This window comes from Streptomyces monashensis, assembly GCF_001866665.1.
Classification (GTDB): Bacteria; Actinomycetota; Actinomycetes; order Streptomycetales; family Streptomycetaceae; genus Streptomyces; species Streptomyces monashensis.
Window position 1 is genome coordinate 37,554 of record NZ_MLYO01000045.1, and the last position, 21,844, is coordinate 59,397.

The 21,844-nt window shown below is 72.2% G+C and carries 22 protein-coding genes; 9 read left to right on the forward strand and 13 right to left on the reverse strand.

Annotation, left to right across the window (positions count from 1 at the left end):
- Positions 1 to 9 precede the first annotated feature (9 nt).
- Positions 10 to 912 carry a LysR family transcriptional regulator gene (locus tag BIV23_RS26170; protein WP_177240035.1) on the reverse strand — a complete coding sequence of 301 codons (903 nt, stop codon included), beginning with the start codon at positions 910 to 912 and terminating at the stop codon, positions 10 to 12.
- Between the two features lie 174 nt (positions 913 to 1,086).
- Positions 1,087 to 3,042 carry an AMP-dependent synthetase/ligase gene (locus BIV23_RS26175; RefSeq protein WP_071383424.1) on the reverse strand — a complete coding sequence of 652 codons (1,956 nt, stop codon included), beginning with the start codon at positions 3,040 to 3,042 and terminating at the stop codon, positions 1,087 to 1,089.
- A gap of 215 nt (positions 3,043 to 3,257) precedes the next feature.
- Here BIV23_RS26175 and BIV23_RS26180 point away from each other — a divergent pair, with 215 nt between their 5' ends.
- Complete coding sequence (locus tag BIV23_RS26180; protein WP_071383425.1) at positions 3,258 to 4,094, forward strand: MaoC/PaaZ C-terminal domain-containing protein; 837 nt, start codon at positions 3,258 to 3,260, stop codon at positions 4,092 to 4,094.
- 47 nt (positions 4,095 to 4,141) lie between these two features.
- Here the strand turns inward: BIV23_RS26180 and BIV23_RS26185 are convergent, their stop codons facing one another.
- From BIV23_RS26185 to BIV23_RS26220, 8 genes are all read right to left on the reverse strand, one after another.
- Positions 4,142 to 4,816: a TetR/AcrR family transcriptional regulator gene (locus BIV23_RS26185; protein ID WP_177240036.1), complete on the reverse strand. Its 675-nt coding sequence runs from the start codon at positions 4,814 to 4,816 to the stop codon at positions 4,142 to 4,144.
- Positions 4,817 to 4,825: 9 nt separating this feature from the next.
- Complete coding sequence (locus BIV23_RS26190; protein WP_071383500.1) at positions 4,826 to 5,134, reverse strand: DUF4229 domain-containing protein; 309 nt, start codon at positions 5,132 to 5,134, stop codon at positions 4,826 to 4,828.
- Between the two features lie 74 nt (positions 5,135 to 5,208).
- Positions 5,209 to 5,733 carry a GNAT family N-acetyltransferase gene (locus BIV23_RS26195; RefSeq protein ID WP_071383426.1) on the reverse strand — a complete coding sequence of 175 codons (525 nt, stop codon included), beginning with the start codon at positions 5,731 to 5,733 and terminating at the stop codon, positions 5,209 to 5,211.
- A 4-nt stretch (positions 5,734 to 5,737) separates the two neighbouring features.
- Complete coding sequence (gene mqnE, locus BIV23_RS26200) at positions 5,738 to 6,901, reverse strand: aminofutalosine synthase MqnE (protein WP_071383427.1); 1,164 nt, start codon at positions 6,899 to 6,901, stop codon at positions 5,738 to 5,740.
- Positions 6,902 to 6,947: 46 nt separating this feature from the next.
- Positions 6,948 to 7,403: an Lrp/AsnC family transcriptional regulator gene (locus BIV23_RS26205; RefSeq protein ID WP_071375597.1), complete on the reverse strand. Its 456-nt coding sequence runs from the start codon at positions 7,401 to 7,403 to the stop codon at positions 6,948 to 6,950.
- Between the two features lie 78 nt (positions 7,404 to 7,481).
- The gene (locus tag BIV23_RS26210; protein WP_071383428.1) at positions 7,482 to 8,153 is read right to left on the reverse strand and encodes a UbiX family flavin prenyltransferase; all 672 of its coding nucleotides are present in this window, start codon (positions 8,151 to 8,153) and stop codon (positions 7,482 to 7,484) included.
- 280 nt (positions 8,154 to 8,433) lie between these two features.
- Complete coding sequence (gene mqnP / locus BIV23_RS26215) at positions 8,434 to 9,336, reverse strand: menaquinone biosynthesis prenyltransferase MqnP (protein ID WP_071383429.1); 903 nt, start codon at positions 9,334 to 9,336, stop codon at positions 8,434 to 8,436.
- Positions 9,333 to 10,784, reverse strand: a complete 1,452-nt coding sequence (locus BIV23_RS26220) for a menaquinone biosynthesis decarboxylase (protein ID WP_071383430.1) — start codon at positions 10,782 to 10,784, stop codon at positions 9,333 to 9,335. The genes mqnP and BIV23_RS26220 overlap by 4 nt, the downstream gene beginning before the upstream one ends.
- Before the next feature lie 76 nt (positions 10,785 to 10,860).
- On the opposite strand from BIV23_RS26220, the gene BIV23_RS26225 reads away from it, so the two are divergent.
- From BIV23_RS26225 to BIV23_RS26235, 3 genes are all read left to right on the forward strand, one after another.
- Positions 10,861 to 11,178 carry a PLD nuclease N-terminal domain-containing protein gene (locus BIV23_RS26225; RefSeq protein WP_071383431.1) on the forward strand — a complete coding sequence of 106 codons (318 nt, stop codon included), beginning with the start codon at positions 10,861 to 10,863 and terminating at the stop codon, positions 11,176 to 11,178.
- 202 nt (positions 11,179 to 11,380) lie between these two features.
- A complete protein-coding gene (locus BIV23_RS26230) occupies positions 11,381 to 11,956 on the forward strand; it encodes a DUF6232 family protein (protein WP_071383432.1) in 576 nt (191 codons plus the stop codon).
- The gene (locus BIV23_RS26235; RefSeq protein ID WP_071383433.1) at positions 11,953 to 12,303 is read left to right on the forward strand and encodes a hypothetical protein; all 351 of its coding nucleotides are present in this window, start codon (positions 11,953 to 11,955) and stop codon (positions 12,301 to 12,303) included. Before BIV23_RS26230 ends, BIV23_RS26235 begins: the two co-directional genes overlap by 4 nt.
- Before the next feature lie 20 nt (positions 12,304 to 12,323).
- On the opposite strand, the gene BIV23_RS26240 is transcribed toward BIV23_RS26235, so the two are convergent.
- Together BIV23_RS26240 and BIV23_RS26245 are read right to left on the reverse strand one after the other, a co-directional pair.
- On the reverse strand, positions 12,324 to 14,246 hold the full coding sequence (locus BIV23_RS26240; RefSeq protein ID WP_071383434.1) for a serine/threonine-protein kinase: 1,923 nt from the start codon (positions 14,244 to 14,246) through the stop codon (positions 12,324 to 12,326).
- Between the two features lie 25 nt (positions 14,247 to 14,271).
- Entirely contained in the window at positions 14,272 to 14,844 is a 573-nt protein-coding gene (locus tag BIV23_RS26245) for an LppU/SCO3897 family protein (RefSeq protein ID WP_143079118.1), read from the reverse strand.
- 88 nt (positions 14,845 to 14,932) lie between these two features.
- Here BIV23_RS26245 and BIV23_RS26250 point away from each other — a divergent pair, with 88 nt between their 5' ends.
- The 5 genes from BIV23_RS26250 to BIV23_RS26270 all read left to right on the forward strand — a co-directional run bounded on the left by BIV23_RS26250 (position 14,933) and on the right by BIV23_RS26270 (position 21,436).
- Entirely contained in the window at positions 14,933 to 15,544 is a 612-nt protein-coding gene (locus BIV23_RS26250; RefSeq protein ID WP_071383436.1) for a TetR/AcrR family transcriptional regulator, read from the forward strand.
- Positions 15,545 to 15,598: 54 nt separating this feature from the next.
- Positions 15,599 to 16,048 (forward strand): nucleoside deaminase, encoded by a 450-nt coding sequence (locus tag BIV23_RS26255; RefSeq protein ID WP_071383437.1) that lies wholly within the window; start codon positions 15,599 to 15,601, stop codon positions 16,046 to 16,048.
- A 179-nt stretch (positions 16,049 to 16,227) separates the two neighbouring features.
- Entirely contained in the window at positions 16,228 to 17,637 is a 1,410-nt protein-coding gene (locus BIV23_RS26260; RefSeq protein WP_071383438.1) for a condensation domain-containing protein, read from the forward strand.
- A gap of 116 nt (positions 17,638 to 17,753) precedes the next feature.
- Positions 17,754 to 19,871, forward strand: coding sequence for a hypothetical protein (locus BIV23_RS26265; protein ID WP_071383439.1), 2,118 nt, complete (start codon positions 17,754 to 17,756; stop codon positions 19,869 to 19,871).
- Complete coding sequence (locus tag BIV23_RS26270) at positions 19,871 to 21,436, forward strand: ABC transporter substrate-binding protein (RefSeq protein ID WP_071383440.1); 1,566 nt, start codon at positions 19,871 to 19,873, stop codon at positions 21,434 to 21,436. Before BIV23_RS26265 ends, BIV23_RS26270 begins: the two co-directional genes overlap by 1 nt.
- Here BIV23_RS26270 and BIV23_RS26275 read toward each other — a convergent pair whose 3' ends face one another.
- Positions 21,437 to 21,838, reverse strand: coding sequence for an SRPBCC family protein (locus tag BIV23_RS26275; protein ID WP_071383441.1), 402 nt, complete (start codon positions 21,836 to 21,838; stop codon positions 21,437 to 21,439).
- Positions 21,839 to 21,844: the final 6 nt, after the last annotated feature.

The window sequence follows — 21,844 nt, forward strand, 5'->3', positions numbered from 1 at the left end:
CCGGCCGCGCTACCGGTTTTCGCCGAGGTCCCGCGGCTGGATGCGCACGGTGTCGGCGAAGGCCCGGGCGGGCGGGCTCAGCGCGTCCCAGCGGCGCACCGCCCAGCCGACCGGCAGCGGCCGCAGCCCGGGCAGCGGGATCAGCCGCAGCGGTCCCGCGCCGGGCACGGGCGGTCCCGGTACGGCGGGTACGACGGCTCTGCCCGCGCCCAGTTCGGCGAGCAGCAGCGCCGTGTCCCAGTCGGCGACGGAGGCGTCGTAGGAGAAGCGCACGCCCGACTCGGCGCAGGCGGCGTCCAGATGGGCGGCGGAGGCGGAGTTGGGCGGCAGCCGGATGAGCGGGAGGTCGGCGAGGTCGGCGGGGTCGAGCCGGGACCGGGCGGCCAGCGGGTCGCCGGCCGGTACGGCCAGCACCCAGGGCAGCTCGGCCACGGTGCGCTGCTCGATGCCCCGCACCGGCGGGCCGAGGGTGATCCAGGCGAGGTCGAGGGTGCCGTCGGCGAGCGCGTCGAAGGTGCCCCGGCCCGAACTGACCGTGCGGAACTCCAGGTTGACCTTGGGGTGGCGGCGGCGGAAGGCGACGACCGCGTCGGACATGAAGTGCCGCACGGTGGTGGCGCCGGTGGCCACGCGGACGTGTCCGCTGTGCCCGTCGAGCAGATCGCGCAGCTGTCGTACGGCGAGGTCGAGACCCGAGATGCCCTCGGCGGCCGCGGCTTCCAGGATCCGCCCGGCCCGGGTCGTCACGACGCCGCGCGGCCGGCGCTCCAGCAGGGCGAGGCCAGTCTCCCGCTCCAGCCGCTTGACGTGCTGGCTGACGGCGGACTGGGTGCAGCCGAGCTCGCGGGCGACCGAGCTGAGGCTGCCGGCCCGGCACACGGCCACGAACACGCGAAGGTCCTCAAGTGTCACAACCCCCAAGCTATCACTGGGGTTTGCCGACAAATCTCAAGGATTGACTGAGGCCCCGGCGCGGTACGAGGATCGGTGCCGGGCCGCGATCGACCCAGGCGGCAACCCGCTCCCCGCAGCGCACCGGGCGTCCGGACCGAGGTGTGCGCCGGCCGGGGAGCGGGTGCCGACCCCTCAGTCGGTCCTCGGCCGGGAGGACTCGTACAGTCCCTCCACCTGCGGCGCGAAGTCCCGCATGATCTGCTCGCGGCGCAGCTTCATCGAGGGCGTGAGATGGCCCTCGAACTCGGTGAAGTCCCGCGGCAGCACGGCGAAGCGGCGGATGGACTCGGGGCGGGAGACCAGCTTGTTGGCCTCGTCGATCGCCCGCTGCAGGACCGCCTCCAACTCCGGGTCGCCGACCAGCAGTTCCGGCGGCACCACGTGCTTGCCGATCATCTGCCGCCAGTGGCCGACGCCATCGGGGTCGAGGGTGATCAGCGCGGAGACGTACGGGCGGCCGTCGCCGACCAGCATGACCTGGGAGATCAGCGGGTGCTGGCGCAGCCAGTTCTCCAGCGGGGCCGGGGCCACCGACTTGCCGCCCGCCGTGATCAGCAGTTCCTTCTTGCGGCCGGTGATGGTGAGGTAGCCCTCGTCGTCCAGTTCGCCGATGTCGCCGGTGGCCAGCCAGCCGTCCCGGGTCGCGGGCACGACGCCGCCGGCCTGCGGATCCCAGTAGCCGCGCAGCACGTGGTCGCCGGCGACGAGGATCTCCCCGTCGGCGGCGATCCTGACCCGGGTGCCGGGCAGCGGCCAGCCGACGGTGCCGAGGCGGGGTTTGAGCGGCGGGGTGCAGGTCGTGGCGGCGGTGGTCTCGGTGAGGCCGTACCCCTCGAAGATCTCGATGCCGGCGCCGGCGTAGAACGCGGCGAGGCGCCGGCCGAGCGGGGAGCCGCCGCAGATGACGTACCGGACGCGGCCGCCCATCGCGGCGCGGATCTTGCGGTAGACGAGCGGGTCGTAGAAGCCGCGGGCGGTCTTCAGCGAGCGGCTCGGGCCGCCGCCGGTGCCGGTCTGCCGGGCCTCCAGCGCCTCGCCGTAGCGGACGGCGGTCGCCGCCGCCCGGTCGAAGACCGTGACCCGGCCGCCCGACTCGGCCTTGGCGCGGGCGGAGTTGTAGACCTTCTCCAGCATGTACGGGATGGTCAGCAGCGCGGTCGGCCGGAAGGCGGCCAGGTCCGGCAGCAGGTCCTCGGCGGCGAGGCTCGGCGCGTGCCCGAGCCGCACCCGGGCCCGGACGCACGCGATGGCGACCATCCGCCCGAACACGTGCGACATCGGCAGGAACAGCAGCACCGAGGGGTCCTCGTCCTGCGACTTGAAGACCGGGTAGAGCAGTTCGACGGCGTTGTCGACCTCGGCGAGGAAGTTGCCGTGGGACAGCGCGCAGCCCTTGGGGCGGCCGGTGGTGCCGGAGGTGTAGATGAGGGTGGCGAGGGTGGCGGGCCCCATCATGCCGCGCCGCACCGCGACCTCGCCGTCCGGCACCTGCGCGCCGGCCTCCGCCAGCCGCTCCACGTGCTCCTTGTCCATCACCCACACATGGCGCAGATCGGGCAGGTGCGGCAGCTCGGGCCCGATGGCGGCGGCCTGCCCGGCGGTCTCGGTGACGAGGGCGCGGGCGCCGGAGTCGTGCAGGATCCAGCGGGTCTGGAAGACGGAGGAGGTGGGGTAGACGGGCACGGTGACGAGCCCGGCGGCCCAGGCGGCGAAGTCGAGCAGCGACCACTCGTAGCGGGTGCGGGCCATCACGGCGATCCGGTCGCCCGGCACCAGCCCCTCGGAGATCAGCCCCTTGGCCACCGCGAGCACCTGCTCGGCGAAGTCCGCGGCCGTCACGTCCTGCCAACGGCCTTCGGGCATACGGCGGCTGAGCGCGATCGCGCCGGGGGCGGCCTCGGCGTTGTCGAACGGCAGGTCCGCGAGCGAGCCGTGGGTGACCGGGGGCACGAACGGCGGCACGTGCACCTCGCGCACCGCGCCGTCCAGCCGCTGGATCCAGGGCTCGACGAGGACGGGCTTGCCGTCGTAGTCGACGGCGGAGACGGCGGCGGAGGAGACGGGGGCGTTCGGGTACGGGGTGGACACGGGCGGCTCCTCTGGCGTTCGTGCACCTGCGGCGGGCCTCGACAGACAGGGGGTTACCGCTGGTTAGGCAGGTGATCGTACGGGGCCACTGTGCGGAGGTTGTGCGGGTTCGGAGGTGGTCCGGGGCCAGGGATGTGCAACCTCGGGGTTTTTGTGACAGGGCCTCACGTTAGACTTACCGGCGGTAACCTTACTTCAGAGTAAGCAGTTGGGGGATGGACGTGACAAGTGCGCTGACACATCTCATAACGGGCGCCCTGCGCGCACCGTTCAAACGCCCCTCCCCCGACGCCGACTTCCCGCGCGCCCGGCTCACGCTGCCCGGGGTCCGCGTCGACCTGTCCCGCCTCGCCGCCTACGAGCGGGTCTGCGGCTTCCCGACCGGCGAGAGCGGCCTGCCGGTGACCTACCCGCACGTCCTCGGCTTCCCGCTGGCCATGCGGCTGATGAGCGACCGCGCGTTCCCGCTGCCGCTGCCGGGCCTGGTGCACACCTCGATCGACATCGTCCGGCACGGGGTCGTACCGCCGACGGACGCGTATGAACTCGCCGTGCACATCGAGGGGTTGGCGCCGCACCGGCGCGGCACGGAGGCGACGGTGGTGACGGAGCTGAGGTCGCGGGGCGAGCGGTTGTGGGAGTCCCGCAGCACGTATCTCGCCCGGCACCATACGCAGGAGGCCGTCTCCGGTCACCGCGAGGAACGGCGACCGGCGCCCGCTCTCCCGGTCCTCGACCAGTGGCGGCTCGCCGGGGACGTCGGCCGGCGCTACGGCGCGGCCTCCGGCGACCGCAACCCCATCCACCTCCACCCGCTCACCGCCCGCCTCTTCGGCTTCCCGAGGGCGATCGCACACGGCATGTGGACGGTGGCCCGCTGCGTGGCCGCGCACGGCACGAGCGGCTCCGTCATGGTGCGGGCGCGGTTCATGGCGCCGGTGTTGTTGCCCGGGGTGGTGACGTACGGGGCGGATGCCTCCGGCCGGTTCGAGCTGCGGGACAGCGGTGGGGAGCGGGTGCATGTGCGGGGGGAGGTGCGGGGGGTGGGGTGAGCGCCGTCGGGGGTGCGTCACCGTCGCCGGGTGCGCGTGGTCCGTGGTTACGCGCGCGGTTCCCCGCGCCCCTGGGGTGCTTCCGGCGGCGGAGTCCAGCGGTTGCCCCGCATCAGGTCTCCCAGTCCCGCCCACGCGAAGTTCATCAGGGTGGCCGCCGCCTGCCGGGCGGTGACTCCCGGGGTCGCGTTGGCCCAGGCGGCCAGGGACTCCGCCGCGCCCACCAGGGCCTCGGCCAGGCCCGCGACCTCGTCCTCCGGCAGGTCGGGGTCGCTGTGCGCCTCGCGGGCCGCGACGACGACCAGGCCGGTGACGAAGGCGACGATCTCCGTGCGCATCGCGGCGACCTCGGCCGCGAAGGGCTCCCCGTGGGTACGGGCCTGCAGGTGCAGGACGGACCAGGCGTCGGGGTGCTCGCCGGTGTGCGCGAAGAAGGCCAGCAGTCCGTCCCACAGCCGGCGGTCGGCCGGCAGATCAGGGCGGACCCCGGCGCGCACCGCCCGCGTCAGCGCGTCGGCCTCGCGGCGGATGCAGGCGGTGAAGAGGTCTTCCTTGGAGTTCAGGTACAGATAGACCAGCGGCTTGGAAACGCCCGCGAGTTCGGCTATCTCGTCCATCGACGCGGCCATGTAGCCACGCCGGCCGAAGGTCCGTACGGCGGCGTCGAGCATCTGCTGCTCGCGCACCGCACGCGGCATCCGTCTGGTCCTCGCCCCACCCATGGGCCCAGACTAGTTGGACGCGGTCGCCTCGCCCCGCGTGCGGGCGCTGTCGTCGGCCACGTCCTCCTGGCTGCGGTTGGCGTCCAGGTTGGCCTTCATCCGGTCGACCCTGTTCACGATCTGCACCGAGGCCCGGTCCCGCTCCTTGCGCAGCACGACCCAGCTGATCGGCGCCGAGAGGATCAGGGAGAGCAACAGGACCCACAGGAGGTTGGAGTCGCCGAAACCGCGCGGGAAGATGCCGGAGTAGACGGCTCCCCACACGACCACGAGGCAGCCGACGAAGACGCCGAGGCGCATCAGCGTGTAGCGAAGCATCTCAATCCAGTCGTCCGATTCCAAAAAGGGCCGGTTCCAGTGAAGCACGGCCCGGGGGCGATCATGCAGGGGGGTCATACGAGGGGCAGCAGCATGGTGATGTCCTCGCGGTCGTCACCGGGGGCCACCCGGATGGCGTCGGGCACCCGGCCGACCTCCTTGTAACCGCAGGACCCGTAGAACCGCTCCAGACCCGTGCCGCCCCGGCAGGTGAGCCGGATCGCCTCGATGCCGTCGAGCGTGCGGGCCGCGTCGGCGGCGGCCGCGAGCAGGTCCCGGCCGTAGCCCCTGCCCTGGTACCGGGGGTGGACCATCACCGTGTAGAGCCACACCCAGTGCGACATCAGCGGGTGCGTGTTCAGGGTGAGGAACGCGGTCGCCGCGACCGCGCCCGTGGCGTCCCGGCCCACCAGCAGCCTGGTACGGCCCTCGGCCATGGCGACGAGGTGCCTCACCAGCTCGGGGCGTATGTCGTCCACGGTCACCGGCGGCACGAAGCCGACGGAGCCGCCGGTGTTCGACACGTCCGCCCACAGCGCGAGCACCTCGTCCCGGAGGGCGGGCGAGACCGCCGGGTCCAGCTCGAACGTCAACGACACCGGCTCACACCCGCATCGGCTGCGGGGAGTCCCGGCGCGCCGGGTCCGGGCCGTCGTACTCGCGGATGATCTCGTAGCGCGTGTTGCGCTCGACCGGGCGGAAACCGGCGTCCCGGATGAGGTCGAGCAGGTCCTCGCGGGTCAGCTTGTTCGGGGTGCCGTAGTTGTCCGCGTCGTGCGTGATCTTGTACTCGACGACCGAGCCGTCCATGTCGTCGGCGCCGTGCTGGAGGGCGAGCTGCGCGGTCTGCACGCCGTGCATCACCCAGAAGACCTTGACGTGCGGCACGTTGTCGAAGAGCAGCCGCGAGACGGCGAAGGTCTTCAGCGCCTCGGCGCCCGTCGCCATCTGCGTACGCGCCTGGAGGCGGTTGCGGACCTTGCCGTCCTTCATGTCCACGAAGTCGTGCTGGTAGCGCAGCGGGATGAAGACCTGGAACCCACCCGTCTCGTCCTGCAGCTCCCGCAGCCGCAGCACGTGGTCGACCCGGTGGCGGGGCTCCTCGATGTGGCCGTAGAGCATGGTGCACGGGGTCTTCAGCCCCTTCTCGTGCGCCAGCCGGTGGATGCGGGACCAGTCCTCCCAGTGGGTGCGGTGGTCCACGATGTGCCGGCGGACCTCCCAGTCGAAGATCTCCGCGCCGCCGCCGGTCAGGGACTCCAGACCGGCGTCGATCAGCTCGTCGAGGATCTCGGAGGCGGTGAGGCCGGAGATCGTCTCGAAGTGGTGGATCTCCGTCGCCGTGAACGCCTTCAGACCGACGTGCGGCAGCGCCTTCTTCAACTCCCGCAGCGAGCGCGGGTAGTAGCGCCACGGCAGGTTCGGGTGCAGGCCGTTGACGATGTGCAGCTCGGTGAGGTTCTCGCCCTCCATCGCCCTGGCGAGCTTGACGGCCTCCTCGATGCGCATCGTGTACGCGTCCTTCTCGCCCGGCTTGCGCTGGAACGAGCAGTACGCGCACGACGCCGTGCACACGTTGGTCATGTTGAGGTGCCGGTTGACGTTGAAGTGGACGACGTCACCGTTCTTGCGCGTCCGCACCTCGTGCGCCAGACCGCCCAGCCACGCCAGGTCGTCCGACTCGTACAGCGCGATGCCGTCCTCGCGGGTCAGCCGCTCACCGGAGCGGACCTTCTCCTCCAGCTCGCGCTTGAGCCCGACGTCCATGCCAACACCTTTCTACGAAACCCGACCCCACCGTACGCCCTGCGGTTCACACCTCTTCGGGCAGCTCTCCGACCCGGTTCTCCCACTTGGTGGAGAGCACGATGGTGGTACGGGTCCGGGAGACGCCCTTGGTCCCGCTGAGCCGCCGGATGATCCGCTCCAGGCCGTCGACGTCGGCCGCCCGCACCTTGAGCATGAACGAGTCGTCGCCGGCGATGAACCAGCAGTCCTCGATCTCCGGCAGGTCCCGCACCCGCTGGGCGACGTCCTCGTGGTCGGCGGCGTCGGAGAGCGAGATGCCGATCAGCGCGGTGACCCCGAGGCCGAGCTGGGCCGCGTTCACCGTCGCGCGGTAGCCGGTGATGACACCGGCCGCCTCCAGCCGGTTGATGCGGTCGGTGACGCTGGGTCCCGAGAGTCCGACGAGGCGCCCCAGCTCCGCGTACGAGGCCCGGCCGTTCTCCCGCAGAGCCTGGATGAGCTGCCTGTCCACCGCGTCCATGCGATCGAAGCCTTCCGGTGAAGAGTTCCGAGTTGATGAGAGGTAGTGCTGTGCCGAGTGGGTACCGCGCCCGGCCCGCTAGCCGGCGGATCCGCCGCCCAGTTCGCCCGTCCAGCGCCGGTACAGGCCGTGCTCGACGCCCGCCGCGTCCAGCACCCGCCCGGCGACGAAGTCCACCAGGTCCTGGATGTGGGTGGCGCCCGCGTAGAAGGCCGGCGAGGTCGGCACCACCTGGGCGCCGGCGTCGTCCAGCGCGACGAGATGCCGCAGGGTCCGGCCGTTCAAAGGGGTCTCCCGCACGGCCACGACCAGCGTCCGGCGTTCCTTGAGGGTGACGCTCGCCGCGCGCTGGAGCAGGTCCTTGGAGAGCCCGAGCGCGACACCCGCCACACAGGCCGTGGACGCGGGCACGATGAGCATCCCCTTCGCCGGGTACGACCCCGAGGACGGCCCGGCCGCGAGGTCCCCCGCGCTCCAGTACCGCACCCCGCTGACGTCCACGTCGAAGGTCCCGGGCTTGCCGTCGGCCCCCCGGGCCAGCCATTCGCGCAGGTCTTCCTGCCAGTGGGCGTCCCGGAACGAGATCCCCGTCTCGTCCAGCAGCGTCAGCCGCGAGGCCCGGCTGACCACCAGGTCGACCGCCTCCCCCGCCCCCAGCAGCGCCCGCAGCACGGCAGCCGCATACGGCGTTCCGGAAGCTCCGGACACCCCCACGATCCAAGGCGCGCGCTGCGTTTCTCCTGCGTTCACACCTTGAGCGTACCGGTGGGTCGGGCAGGCCTCAGGCCGGGTGGGGCGCCTGGGGGTCGACGGGGAGAGCGGCGGCGGGGACGGCCAGGGGATGACGGCCCGGCCGGACAGCGCCGACCGGCTCGCCGGAATCCCCGCATCGGCGGGGAGCACTTGTCCGTGAACGGATGCATGGGCATCGCCCTCGGCTCATCCCCGCTGCGGCGGGGACTGCGCACCGCAACGTATCCGTTGCCGAGCCGCAGCAGCCGGTCGCGGCGAGCACCATCATCCGAACGGGCTACAGCGTGAGCCCTCGGACCAGGAGGTCGATGAGCGCGCAGACGAAGAGGCAGATTCCGATGAAGCCGTTGACCGAGAAGAACGCCCTGTTCAGGCGGGACAGGTCGTGGGGGCGGACGATGCGGTGTTCGTAGAGGAACGCGCCCGCGACGATCAGCAGGCCCAGCCAGAAGAACGCGCCGGCGTGCGTGGCCACGCCGTACCAGACGAACAGGGCCGTCGTCACCGCGTGGCAGGCCCGCGCACCCCAGATCGCGGCCGGGATGCCGAAGCGGGCTGGGACCGACATGACGCCGACCTCGCGGTCGGTCTCGACGTCCTGGCAGGCGTAGATCAGGTCGAACCCGCCGATCCAGATGCCCACGGCGAGGCCGAGGATCACCGCGTCCCAGGACCAGGAACCGGAGATGGCCAGCCAGCCGCCCACCGGGCCCATCGCCTGGGCCAGGCCGAGGATCGCCTGCGGGAAGTTCGTGAACCGCTTGCCGTAGGGGTAGACCACCATCGGGATGACGGCCACCGGGGCCAGGGCCAGGCACAGGGGGTTCAGCAGAGCCGCCGCACCCAGGAAGATCACCAGCGCGATCAGGGCACCGGTCCAGGCGTGCCGGACCGACATCGCGCCGGTCACCAGTTCCCGGTGCGCGGTGCGCGGGTTACGGGCGTCGATCTCGCGGTCGATGATCCGGTTGACCGCCATCGCGAACGTGCGCAGGCCGACCATGCAGATCGTGACCAGCAGCAGCCGGGCCCAGTGAATGTTCTTGTCCCACTGGTACATCGCGGTCAGCGAGGCGATGTAGGCGAAGGGCAGCGCGAAGACCGAGTGCTCGATCATCACCAGGCGGAGAAAGGCTTTCGTGCGTCCCGGCTGGGGGATCGCGGCGGACGCTGAACTCACAGTCCGTACTCCTTCCAGCGGCGGTCCACGAGAGCCGCCGTATCAGGGTCGGAGAGGACCATGTCCGGCCAGCCGCCGTCCCGGGTGTAGCCCTCCTCCGGCCACTTCTTCGTCGCGTCGATCCCCGCCTTGCCGCCCCAGAACTGCTGGTAGGAGGCGTGGTCGAGGTGATCGACGGGGCCTTCGACGACCGTGAGGTCGCGGGCGTAGTCCGTGTTGCCGAGGGCCCGCCAGGCGACCTCGTGCAGATCGTGGACGTCGCAGTCGGCGTCCACCACCACGATCAGCTTGGTCAGGGACATCATGTGCGCCCCCCAGATGGCGTGCATCACCTTCTGCGCGTGCTTCGGGTACTTCTTGTCGATCGAGACGATCGCGCAGTTGTGGAAGCCGCCGGCCTCGGGCAGGTGGTAGTCCACGATGTCCGGGACGATGATCTTGAGGAGCGGCAGGAAGAAACGCTCCGTGGCGCGGCCGAGCGGGCCGTCCTCCGTCGGCGGGCGGCCGACCACGATCGACTGGAGCAGCGGGCGCCTGCGCATCGTCACGCAGTCGATCGTCAGCGCCGGGAACGGCTCCTGCGGCGTGTAGAAGCCGGTGTGGTCGCCGAAGGGGCCCTCGGGCAGCATCTCGCCCGGCTCCAGCCAGCCCTCCAGCACGACCTCGGCGTGCGCGGGCACCTGCAGCGGGACCGTCTTGCAGTCCACCATCTCGATCCGCCTGCCCGCGATGAACCCGGCGAACAGGTACTCGTCGATGTCGCCGGGGAGCGGGGCGGTGGAGGCGTACGTCACGGCGGGCGGGCAGCCGAAGGCGATGGCGACCGGCAGCCGCTCGCCCTTTCGCGCCGCGACCTGGTAGTGGTTCCGGCTGTCCTTGTGGATCTGCCAGTGCATGCCGATCGTGCGCTTGTCGTGGCGCTGGAGGCGGTACAGGCCCAGGTTCCGGATGCCCGTCTCCGGGTCCTTGGTGTGGGTCAGCCCCAGGTTGAAGAAGGAGCCGCCGTCGTCGGGCCAGGTGAACAGCGCGGGGAGCCGGTCGAGGTCGACCTCGTCACCGTGCAGCACGACCTCCTGCACCGGGGCTTCCTTGATCTTCTTCGGCGGTACGTGGGCCATCGCGCCGAGCTTCCCGAAGGCCTCGCGCACGCCGACGAAGCCGTGCGGCAGCTCGGGGCGCAGCAGGCCGCCGATCCGCTCGGAGATCTCGCCGTACGACTTGAGGCCCAGCGCCTTGAGCAGGCGGCGGTCGGTGCCGAAGACGTTCATCGCGAGGGGCATCGCCGAGCCCTTCACGTTCTCGAAGAGCAGCGCGGGCCCGCCGGACTTCTGCACCCGGTCGACGATCTCCCCGACTTCCAGATACGGGTCGACCTCGGCCTTGATGCGCTTGAGGTCCCCCTCGCGCTCCAGCGCGCGCAGCAGGGAGCGAAGATCGTCGTAAGCCATGCGTCCCAGTATCGGCCACCCGCTACTCTGGCCCGGTCACCGGGGCCGTATCGCACTCGTCGGGGGATCGCACGCCATGCTCAGGTATCTGCCGTTCCTGCTGGTCCTGGCTCTGTGGATCTACGCCTTCGTGGACTGTCTGAACACGCCCGAGGAAGAGGTGCGGCATCTGCCGAAGGTGGTGTGGGTGATCATCATCCTGCTCTTCGGCGAGGTGCTGGTGGGTCCGGTCGCCTGGCTGATCACCGGCCGGGTGCGACGGACGGCGGACGGCGCGGCGTCCGCGCCCTTCGCGGCGGGGCATCGCGGCAGCGCCGCGCGCTGGGTGGCCCCCGACGACAACCCCGAGTTCCTGAAGTCGCTCGGGAAGAAGGACGACCCGGGCGGCGAGTGACCGCCCCGGACCACCGACCGCCCACAACGACTTGCCTTCCCCCAACTGACCTGTGGTTAATGGTTGTTACTGAGACAACAACAACCGCTTGGCCTCTGGGGGACAGACAGACATGCAACCGGCTCAGGATCCACCGCCCGCTCCCGCCACTCCACCACCCATCCCGTCCGCCCCGTCCGCTCCGCCCACGTCTGCGGCGTACATGCCGGACGTGCCCGCACCGCCCCGGCAGCCGACCGCCGTCAGCGTCGAGCTGCGGGTGAGCAAACGGATCCTGTGGATCGGCGCGGCCGTGTACCCGCTGCACAACATCGCCCGCGTCTACACCTTCGTCATGCGCCCCAAGCGCAAGGAGGCGGTGCTGCGGTTCCTGCGGAACACCGGCGTGATGCTGATCGTCGGGTTCCTCGCGATGCTGCCCGGACTGTTCGCGGGGGCCGGCGGGGACAGCTCCGGTGCGAACGGCTACGTCGCGTTCATATGGGTCGCGACGGTCGCCGCCGAGATCTACTTCATCATCGAACTGCTCTCGGTCCTGCTGGCCGCCGACCACCACGTCCTCGCGGTGGAGACCTCGGGCGCCTCCACCGCGCTGGTGACCAGCCGGACGCCGCAGTACCTGGACCAGGTCGTCGGCCAGATCTCGTACGCCATCGACCATCCGGACACCGAGTTCAAGGTGACGGTGGAGAGCCTGCACTTCTCGCCGAAGAACTACTACTTCGGCGACAACGTCAACATGTACGGCGGCAGCGGAAACGTGGGGATCAGCGGATGACGAGCAACTACTACTACGGCGACAACGTGAACATGCACGGCGGCCAGGGCAACACGGGCATCGTCAGGAACTACGCGGCCGCCGACGCAGGTCAGCAGGACCCGGCCCTGGTCGCGGCCCTCGCCGAACTCAACCGGCTGATCGGCGAGTTGCGCACCCGGGTGGCGGCGCCGGACGCGGAACTGCTGGACGACCACCTGCCCGCCCTGACCCCCGACGCCGACGTGCCCGCGCGGCAGCGGCGGGGCGCGCTGATGGCGATCGCCGGGATCGCGAGCACCGTCGGCGCGGTCGGCCAGCCGGTCGCCGAGGCGGTGCGCGCGGTCATCGGCATGATCAGCGGCTAGCTCCCCCTACGGAGACGGGGTCACGTCCTCGCCCAGCTCTGCGAGGACGCGCCCGACCGGCAGGTCGCCTCGGCCACGCCGCCACCGAAGGCGAGGTCGAGGCAGCCGCCGTCGTAGACGGTGCGCAGGGTGTCGCCCGAGCCCGTCGTCCAGCGCAGATTGCCGCCGCCCTGCGAGCAGTCGCCGACGAAGACGGCCTGGCCGTTGCCGTTGGCGCTCAGACAGGCGCCGGTCGAGACGTTGATGACCTTGACGCTGCCGTCGGAGGCACTGCGGAAGGTCCAGCCGGCGGTCGCGTCCGAGCAGGAACCGAGGCCCGTGGAGCCGTAGACCTGGATCAGGCACTTGCCGTTCTCGCCGTTGCTCAGGTGGAAGGACCCCGAGCCGCCGCTTCCGCTCCCGCCGGACGAGCCCCCCGAGCCGCCAGAGCCGCCGGAATCTCCCGAACCGCCGCTACTGGAACCGGAGTTGCCGCCACTCCCCCCACTGCTCCCGCTACCCCCACTGCTCCCGGTTCCGGATCCGGTTCCGGAACCGCCCGCGGAACCGTCCGTCCCCTGGTGGCCGCTCTGGTCCTTCCTCGCGTCGCCGCTGCCGCCCGGGTCGCCCTTCGCCTTCCCGTTCTTCCCGCCCGCCGGGGAGGACGACGCCGAGGCCGAGCCCCTTCCGGACGGCGTGGACGATCCGGAGGGGCTCGCCGAGGAGCCGGCGGGGCCGGGATCGGCCGCCGCGGAGACGGAGGCGCCGGGCCTTCCCGCGGCGCCCTTCCCCTGCGCGTCCGTGGCGAACGGAACCAGCTGGAAGGCCAGGGTCGCCGCACCGGCGCAGACGACGATCGGCACGACGGCCAGCACGACCCGCTTGCGCCGCCGCTCCCGCCCCGGCCGCTCCGGCTGTCGCGGCGCATCCGGCCGCATGACGACCTCGGGCTCCTTCCCGGCCGCGGCCGGCCCGGGCTCGCAGGACCCGGGAGGCTCGGCGACGGTCGGCTCGGGCGCCTGCCCCGGCTCCGGTACGTCCGCCGCGAACTCCGCCCGCCGTTCGAGGTGTTCGGTGACGGCGGCCGGCCACAGCGGGGTGCCGGTGGGGACGTGGGCGGCGGTCAGGTCGAGGAGTTCGGCCGCGGTGGGCCGGCCCTCGGGGTCCTTGTCCAGGCAGGAGGCGACGACCGACGCCAACTCCGCGTCCAAGGCGGTCAGTTCACCCAGATCGGGCTGCTCGTGCACGATGCGGTACAGCACCGCGTGCCCGGACTCGTCGCCGAACGGCGGGCGTCCGGAGCCCGCGTACGCCACCACCGACCCGAGGGCGAAGACGTCCACGGCGCCGGTCAGCCGCCGTGCCCCCGAGGCCTGTTCGGGCGACATGTAGGCGGGGGTGCCGACCACCATGCCGGTCCGGGTCAGCTGGCTCTGCTCGGCGGCGCGGGCGACACCGAAGTCAATGAGGGTGACGCCGTCGAGGGTCAGCATGACGTTGGACGGCTTGACGTCCCGGTGCACCATGTCCAGCGCGTGCACCGCCGCCAGTCCGGCCGCCGCGCGGTGCAGCAGCAGCCACAGCGACGCGGCCGGCAGCGGGCCGCCGTGCGCGTCGACCGCCTCGCGCAGGGTCAGCCCGGGCACGTACGCGGTGGCGAACCACGGCGGCAGCGCGTCCCGGTCCCCGGCGAGCAGCGGCGTGGCGGCACCTTCGGGCAGCCGCGAGAGGTTGTCCAGCTCGTGTCCGAAGCGGCGGACGAAGTCCTTGTCCTCGCCGACGACCGACGGCAGGACCTGTTTGACGGCGGCGTACCTCCCGTCGTGCACACCGAGGTAGACCCGCCCCATGCCACCGGCCCCGAGACGTCCGACCAGCGGGATCGACCCGATCCGCCGTGGATCTCCGTCCTCCAGCGGCCCGACTCCGACCTGTTCCCCGTTCAACTCTCTCCCCCTGTGCATCAGTCGACTTCAAGCGATCCGCTCGTCAGCGCGCGTACGACCCGAGGCCCACCAGACAGTAGACGTAGGAGTTGATCGTCGCGCCGCCCAGTGTGTAGCGGTACGAGAAGGCGTACTGCGTCCGGGGATTGCTGTTGCAGCGGCTCAGGTCCGTCGTCAGCGGGACGGTCTCGATGACCTCGTAGTGCGCGTCGGAGGCAGAGCAGGAGACCTCCTCCACACCGCTGACGGACTGCGCGGTGGTGGAGTCCGGCAGGGTTCCGTCGAGGCAGGTGCCCGAGGTGTACGGGCTGGGCTCGGGGCTCGGGCTGCTGTACGGGTCGCCGCTGGCGTACGGGTCACCGCTGGCGTACGGGTCGGTGCTCGGCGTGTACGGGTCGCTCGACGGCGTGTACGGCGCGCTGCTCGGCACGTACGGCGACGGCGACGCACCGGCGTCGTCGGACGAGCCGCCCCCGCCCCCGCTGTGAGCGATCACCACCAGCAGGATCACCACGAGGGCGACGACCCCGAGCACCCCCAGACAGGCGACGCCCTGCTTCGGCGGCTGGGACGGATGGGGCGACCGAGGCGGCTGGGGCGGATGGGGTGACGACATGGGCGGCTCCCGGGTGTGAGGATGGGCACCACCAGTGTGGTGCAGCAGAGCACTGTTCTAAAATACCTTTCTAGAAAATCATTCCAGTATGAGCCGGAAACAACAACGCGGTGAAGCGACCGTGGAGACCGTCCTGGACGCCGCCCTGCGCGTGTACGCGCAGGCGGGCGACCAAGGGCTGACCGTGGGTGCCGTCACGAAGGCGAGCGGGGTGAGCCTCGGCAGCCTCTACCACCACTTCGGCAGCGTCGACGGGCTGCTGAACGCCCTGGTCATGCGCTGGCTGGAGCGGCTGCTGGGCGAACTGGTCAAGGCCCTGGAGGGGACCCGTACCGCCCACACGGGCATCCGGGCCCTGGTCGGCGCCTACTTCGACTTCGTCCAGGAGCAACCGGACGCCGCCCGGCTCCTGCACTCCGCCTACGCCGACCGGCAGGGCATGGCCGACGGGCAGCGGCTGCGGGACGCGCAGGAGGCCCGCCTGTCGCCGCTGGCGCAGTGGGCGCAGCGGTACGTGGACGCCGGCGAGATCGCTCCGCTGTCCGGACCGCTGATCGAGTCGCTGGTCCTCGGCCCGGTGACCGCGGTCGCCCGCCGCTGGCTGTCCGGCGTGGGGGACGTGGACCTGGACGAGGCCGCGGTGGTCCTGCCGGACCGGATCTGGCGGTCGGTCGAGTCGGCCGGCGCGGAGCCGAAGTGAACGCCGCCCGCGGCGCCCTCGGCGGGAACGGCGAACGTGGGGAACAGTGACCGTATGGAACAGGAACAGGCCCGCGCCTGGCTCGCCACCGCCGTGGCCGAGGCCCGCGCCGGACTCGCCGAGGGCGGGATCCCCGTCGGCGCGGCCCTCTACGGGCCCGACGGCACCCTGCTCGGCCGTGGCCGCAACCGCCGGGTCCAGGACGACGACCCCTCGACGCACGCCGAGACGGCGGCCTTCCGGGCGGCGGGACGGCAGCGCACGTACCGCGGCACGACCATGGTCACCACCCTCTCCCCCTGCTGGTACTGCTCCGGCCTGGTCCGGCAGTTCGGCATCTCCCGGGTGGTGATCGGCGAGGCCACCACCTTCCACGGCGGCCACGACTGGCTCGCCGCGCACGGCGTGGAGATCCTGCTGCTTCAGGACCCGGAGTGCGTCACGCTGATGAGCGCCTTCGTCAGGGACAACCCGGACCTGTGGAACGAGGACATCGGTGACTGAACCCCCTCGCTCCCCACCCGCTCCCCGCCCGGCAGGTACGCCCGGTTGATCAACCCGGCGTTCGCCCCACCACCCGATCCGCTGAAATGAACCGGCCGCGCATGTCCCCGCGCCTCCCCTCGGCATTGCCTTGAAGGGGGCCCGCAACCAGGGGCCCCTTCTGTTGTGATGGGAGACGCGTGCGAATCACTGACATCCAGCGCTGCGAGGTCCGGCCGGGACGGCTCGTCGAGTGGACGCTGAGCCCGGCGACGGTCGCGGCGGCGACGGCGGTCCCGGAGGACACCCGGCCCCCCGCCTACATCCAGGAGTCGCACATCCGGACCGCCAAGTGCGTCCGGGAGGACGGGCTGTTCGTGCCGACCTGGCTGGGCACCGCCTTCGACATCCCGGGCGCGGTCGACCTCGATGTGCTCCAGGAGGCGCTGCGGGCCTGGACGGTACGGCACGAGACGCTGCGCAGCGGCTTCCGCTGGGCCGGTGACGAGCTGCGCCGGTTCACCCTCGACGCCGCCGACGTGTCGCTGCACCGGGAGGACGCCGGGGACTTCCCGGACACCGATGGGCTCGTGCGGCATCTCCAGGGCCGCTTCGACTCCGTCGCGGACGCGCTGCGCTGGCCCAACCTCATCTACACGGCGGTCGTACGGCCCGACGGTGTCAGCGTGTACATGGCCTTCGACCACAGCAACGTCGACGCCTACTCCCTGCACCGCATCCCCGCCGAGGTGCACGAGCTGTACACGGCCGGGCTGGCCGGCGCCGCGCCCGACTCCCGCGACCCGGTCGCCAGTTACATCGACTTCTGCCAGATCGAGCGGGCGGACGCGGACGGCATCGACGCCCGGCACGCGGTCGTCGACCGCTGGCGCGAGTTCATCCGGCGCTGCGACGGGACGCTGCCCGGCTTCCCCGTCGATCTGGGTCTGGAGCCCGGGGGAGCGCTGCCGCGCCAGCGGATGCTGTGCGAGCCGCTGGCGGACGCGACCGAGGCGGCGGCGTTCGAGGCGTACTGCCGGCCCTACGGCGGCAGCCAGGTCGGGCTGCTGGCCGCGACCGGATTGATCGTGCGCGAGCTGGGCGGAGCGCCCGTGTACCGGACGGTGGTGCCGTTCCACACGCGGGTGAGGTCGCGGTGGAGCGACTCGGTGGGCTGGTACGTCGGCGGCGCCCCGATCGAGGTCCCGGTCGGCCGTGCGACGGAGTTCCGGGACACCCTGCGCACCGTGCGCGACGAGCTGCGCGCCAGCCGGCCGCTGTCCCGGATGCCGCTGGCCCGGGTGCTGAGCCTGCTCGGCGCGGACTTCCGGCCGACCTCGCCGGACCTGTACTCGATCGTCTCCTACTGCGACGCCCGCACCATCCCGGGCGCCGAGCACTGGGCCGAGCAGCGGGCGCACGGGCTGATCCGGGTGTCGTACGGCGACCAGGTGTGCGTGTGGGTGAACCGGCTGCACGAGGGGCTGTGGCTGGCCAGCCGGTATCCGGACACGGACGTGGCGGCGAAGAACCTGCGGCTGTACGTGGAGCGGCTGCGCGACCGCATCGCCTCCGTCGCGCACGGGAGCCTCACCGCGGCGGTCTCCTGACCCGGAACAGACATCGCCGCTTTTCGTAACCCAACGGACACCACTGGCTCTGGTCCGGAGCAACTTCCCCTTCTTACACTGCTGTTGAGGGGGCGATCGTTGAGGGGGGCGATCGGGTGGGCAGACGGTTGCACGGACGCGGGGCGCTGTTCGACGCCGAACCGGCCGGTCTCGCACCACGGCTGATCGGCCTGCGCCCCCATCACCACCGCGCCACGCCCCTGGAGCACCCGGACGAGCCGCCCTTCGTCGTGCTGACCGGCACCCGGGGCCTCGGCAAGAGCGCGGTCCTGGCCGAGCTGCGGGACGCCTACCAGGGGCACACGCCGGTCGCGCTGGCCGACTGCGCGGAGGAGCAGTTCGCCCGGCCGCCGGTGGACCGCTCCGCCGACTCCTGGTCGCCGCTCACGCAGGCGCTGCTGGTGATCGCCGAGCAGCTCGCGGAGCCGGTGACCGGCGCCCGCCGGATCATCTTCCCGCGGCTGATGTCGGGCCTGGTCGCGGTGGCGGCCGGCGGCTGGGGCGACGCCGACTCGGAGCGGATCCGCCGGGAGGTGGAGCGGATCCTGCTGCTGAACGAGGGCGGCTCGCGCTTCGGCGGCTTCGCCGGGCGCTGGGCCGGGAAGGTGGCGGCCAAGGTGGTCGCCGCGGCCACCGGCACCGGTCCGCTGGTCTCGGGCGCCATCGAGGCGACGCTGGAGGCGATCGCCGAGGGGTTCGCCGGCCGGCGCCACCAGAAGGCGTCCGAGTGGTACCGGACGTACCCGAACGCGGGCGGCCACGCGCAGCGCGGGCTGATCCTGCTCTCCCGGCACTTCCGCGAGGACGGCCCGGCACGCGAGCACGCCGAGCGGTATCTGGTGCGGGCCCTGCTGACCGACCTGACCGAGGCGTACAGCGGGGTGCTGCCGAGGATGCAGCGCCTCGGCCGGCCGCTGGTGCTGCTGGACAACGCGCAGGCGGCGCCCGGTCCGGGGCTGGTGGCCGCCGTGCTGCGGGACCGGGCCGAGGGCGTCCGCGACCAGGTGGCGTTCGTCGCGGCCCGGCGCGGCGAGGGCCGGGCGGAACTGCGCAGCGCGGCCCGGCGGGAGCTGGCGGAGGTGGCCCGGCGCACGGACTGGGCGCCGGACGCGACGCCCTCCTCCCGGGCGCTGCTGGTGGCGCTGGCGCCGCTGAGCGCCGACGACGCCCTGCACCTGGTCGGCTCGGTCTGCGGCGACCTGCCGGTGCCGCCCCATCTTCCGCACGCCGTGCACCGGTTGACCGGCGGCAACCCGCTGGGCATCGTGCTGCTCGCCGAGTCGGCCGCGCAGAACCTGCCCGGGGCGTCCTCGCTGGGCGAGCTGCTCACCGCGCCGGTGCGGCCCGCCGAGGACCGGCCCGGCGTCCCCGCCTACGAGGCGCTGCTGGACCGGCTGGTGCCGCCCGAGCACCTGGCGGAGCTGACCGTGCTCGCCGCGGCCCACGGCATCGGCTCGGCCGGTGCGCTGGCCGGGGCGCTGCTGCCGGACACCTTCGGCCCGGCGGACGTACGGGAGTTGCGGACCCTGATGGCCGCGGAGGGGCTGCCGGCCGTGCCGGGCCGGTTCGTCGGGGACCGGTTCGTGCGCACGCTGCTGCTGCTGCGGCTGCATCTGCTGGACAGCGACCACCTGTCGTGGCGCACCGCGCACGAGACGCTCGTCGCCCACTACACCGCGCCCGAGCACGCCCGCTACCGGCTGCACCACGAACTCGCCCTCGGCGTCACGGGGTCCGCGGTCGCCGAGCTGCGCGACACCTTCGCCACGGCGGACATGCGCGACTGGCTGCGCACGCTGCGCTTCGTGGCCTCGGCCCCGTACTTCCACGCGCACGACGCCGAGGGCCGTGACTTCACCGGGCGCGGCGACGGGCGGACCGCGGTGGCGCTCGGCCGCACGGACGCCGCACAGGCCGTTCCGGAGGGCGCGGACGCCGTACTGCACTTACGGATACGGCGGCTGCTGCACGCCGTGTGGCAGCTGGCGGACCCGCTGGTGCTGCCGGACCCGCAGGTGTGCGACCGGCTCCGGTTCGAGCTGGAGCAGCTGTCCAACCTGCGGCCGGCGGCGGGCGCGCTGCTGTGGCGGGCCTCGCGGGACTGGCCGACGGCGGCGCTCGCCGGGCGCCCGATGACCGGGCCCGACGATCCCGACGATCCCGGGGACGGCGGGGACGGCGGCCCGGACGACCGGAACAGCGGGGAGGCGTGATGGCGCGCAGGGGTGTGGGGACGTGGTTGCGCGAGGGCGTGTGGGAGATCCCGCTGCGCCGTTATCTGGCACTGCTGCTGGCGGCGGCCCTGGTGACCGGCCTGGTGTTCGCGGTCCGCGTCCTCGCCCACGACGACCGCTCGTGCGCGCCCGGGGTGTCCCGGCCGCAGCACAGCGCCGAATGCGTGGGCGTGGCCACGGGGCCGGGGCCGTACGACTTCGGGCAGGCCCGGCTGACCGACGCCGTGAAGGCGATCGCGCGGGAGAACGCCCGCCTGAAGCCCGGGAGTTACGTGACGGTCGCGCTGATGCTGCCGTACACCTCCACCTCCCCGACGATGCTGAACGACATCCAGCACCAGCTCCAGGGCGCCTACCTGGCGCAGTACCAGGCCAACCACGACTCCAACGGGCAGTCCCCGCAGATCCGGCTGGTGCTGGCCAACCCGGGCGCGACGGGCACGTACGGGAAGCGGGCCGTGGACCAGCTGGCCCGGATGACGACCGGCACGGACACGCTGCGCGCGGTCGCCGGCATCGGGCAGAGCACCGCCGCCAACAAGGCGGCCGTCGCGGAGCTGACCACGCTGCACATCCCGGTGATCGGCTCCTCCATCACCTCCGACGACCTCGCCAACGGCCAGGGCGGCAAGGACCCCGACCCCTACCCCGGCCTCGCCCGGGTGGCGCCGACCAACACCGACGAGGCCCGCGCGCTGACCAAGTTCGCGCAGCTGAAGCAGGGCAAGGCGCTGCTGGTGTACGACAGCCCGGGCGACCCGTACACCACCACGCTCCAGAAGTCGTTCGCGGCACTGCTCAAGGGCTCGCGGTACGAGCCGTGGCCGTTCACCCCGCCGGCGGACCGCAGTCAGGAGGGGACGACCGCGAACACCTTCCGGCAGATCACGGACCTGGTGTGCGACACCGACCCGGGGACCGACACGATCCTGTTCGCGGGCCGGCACGTGCAGCTGCGGCAGTTCATCAACGCGCTCGGGGCCCGCGGCTGCCAGGACCGGAGGTTCACCGTGCTCACCGGTGACGAGGCGTCCTACCTGACCTATGAGAAGGACCTGAACCGCGACGCCCTGCGGCACAACCTGTCCGTGCTCTTCACCTCCCTCGCCCACCCGGACGCCTGGGTGAGGAACCCGCCGGCGACGGGCGGCTCACAGGCGGACTTCACCGCGCTCCGGACCCTGCTGACGTCCGCCGAGCGGTCACCGGTGGGCCCCATCGGCTCGGTCGCCCTGGACGACGGACAGCTGATCATCGGCTACGACGCCCTGCGGCTGGCCGTGCACGGCATCCGCGAGGCCGTCCAGCCCGGCGCGGCGGTCCCGGCGCTCGCGGACGTGGGCCTCCAGTGGCCGCAGGTCAAGGGCAGGACCCTGCGGGTGAACGGGGCGAGCGGCTGGATCTGCCTGGACGTGCACGGCAACCCGTACGACAAGGCCGTACCGATCGTGGAGCTGACCCCCGAGGGCAGCGCACGCTTCGTCCGGCTCGCCTGGCCGGAGGGAAAGCCGCCGCCCCTGGACTGCCTTCCGCCGGCGACCTAGCTAGCCCCGCCCCAGATATTCGATCAGTCGTTCGAATCTGGTCCGCCACACGGCCTCGTTCTCCCCTTCGCCCCGGAACTCCCGGGTGAAGCGCAGCACGCTCGCCGTGTCACCGTCGCGCTCCAGGTGGAACCGGAGCCGGCCGCCGCCCTCCAGGGTGTACTCGGCGACCCGGTCCACGTCCCAGGCCGTGACCCGGCCGGAGCCCAGCTCGGGCAGGCTGACCGCCCCGTCCAGCCGGGGCTGGAGAAAGCCGACGGCGGTGCACCACCCCGAGAGTCCCTCAGGGGTGGCCACCGCCGGCCAGACGTCCTCCATGCGCTTCGGGAGCCGCACCAGGAAGTGGAGTATGTGCGCGTTCCCGTGGGTCTGGCTGGTGCCCTGTGCGATGGAACCGCTCATGACACC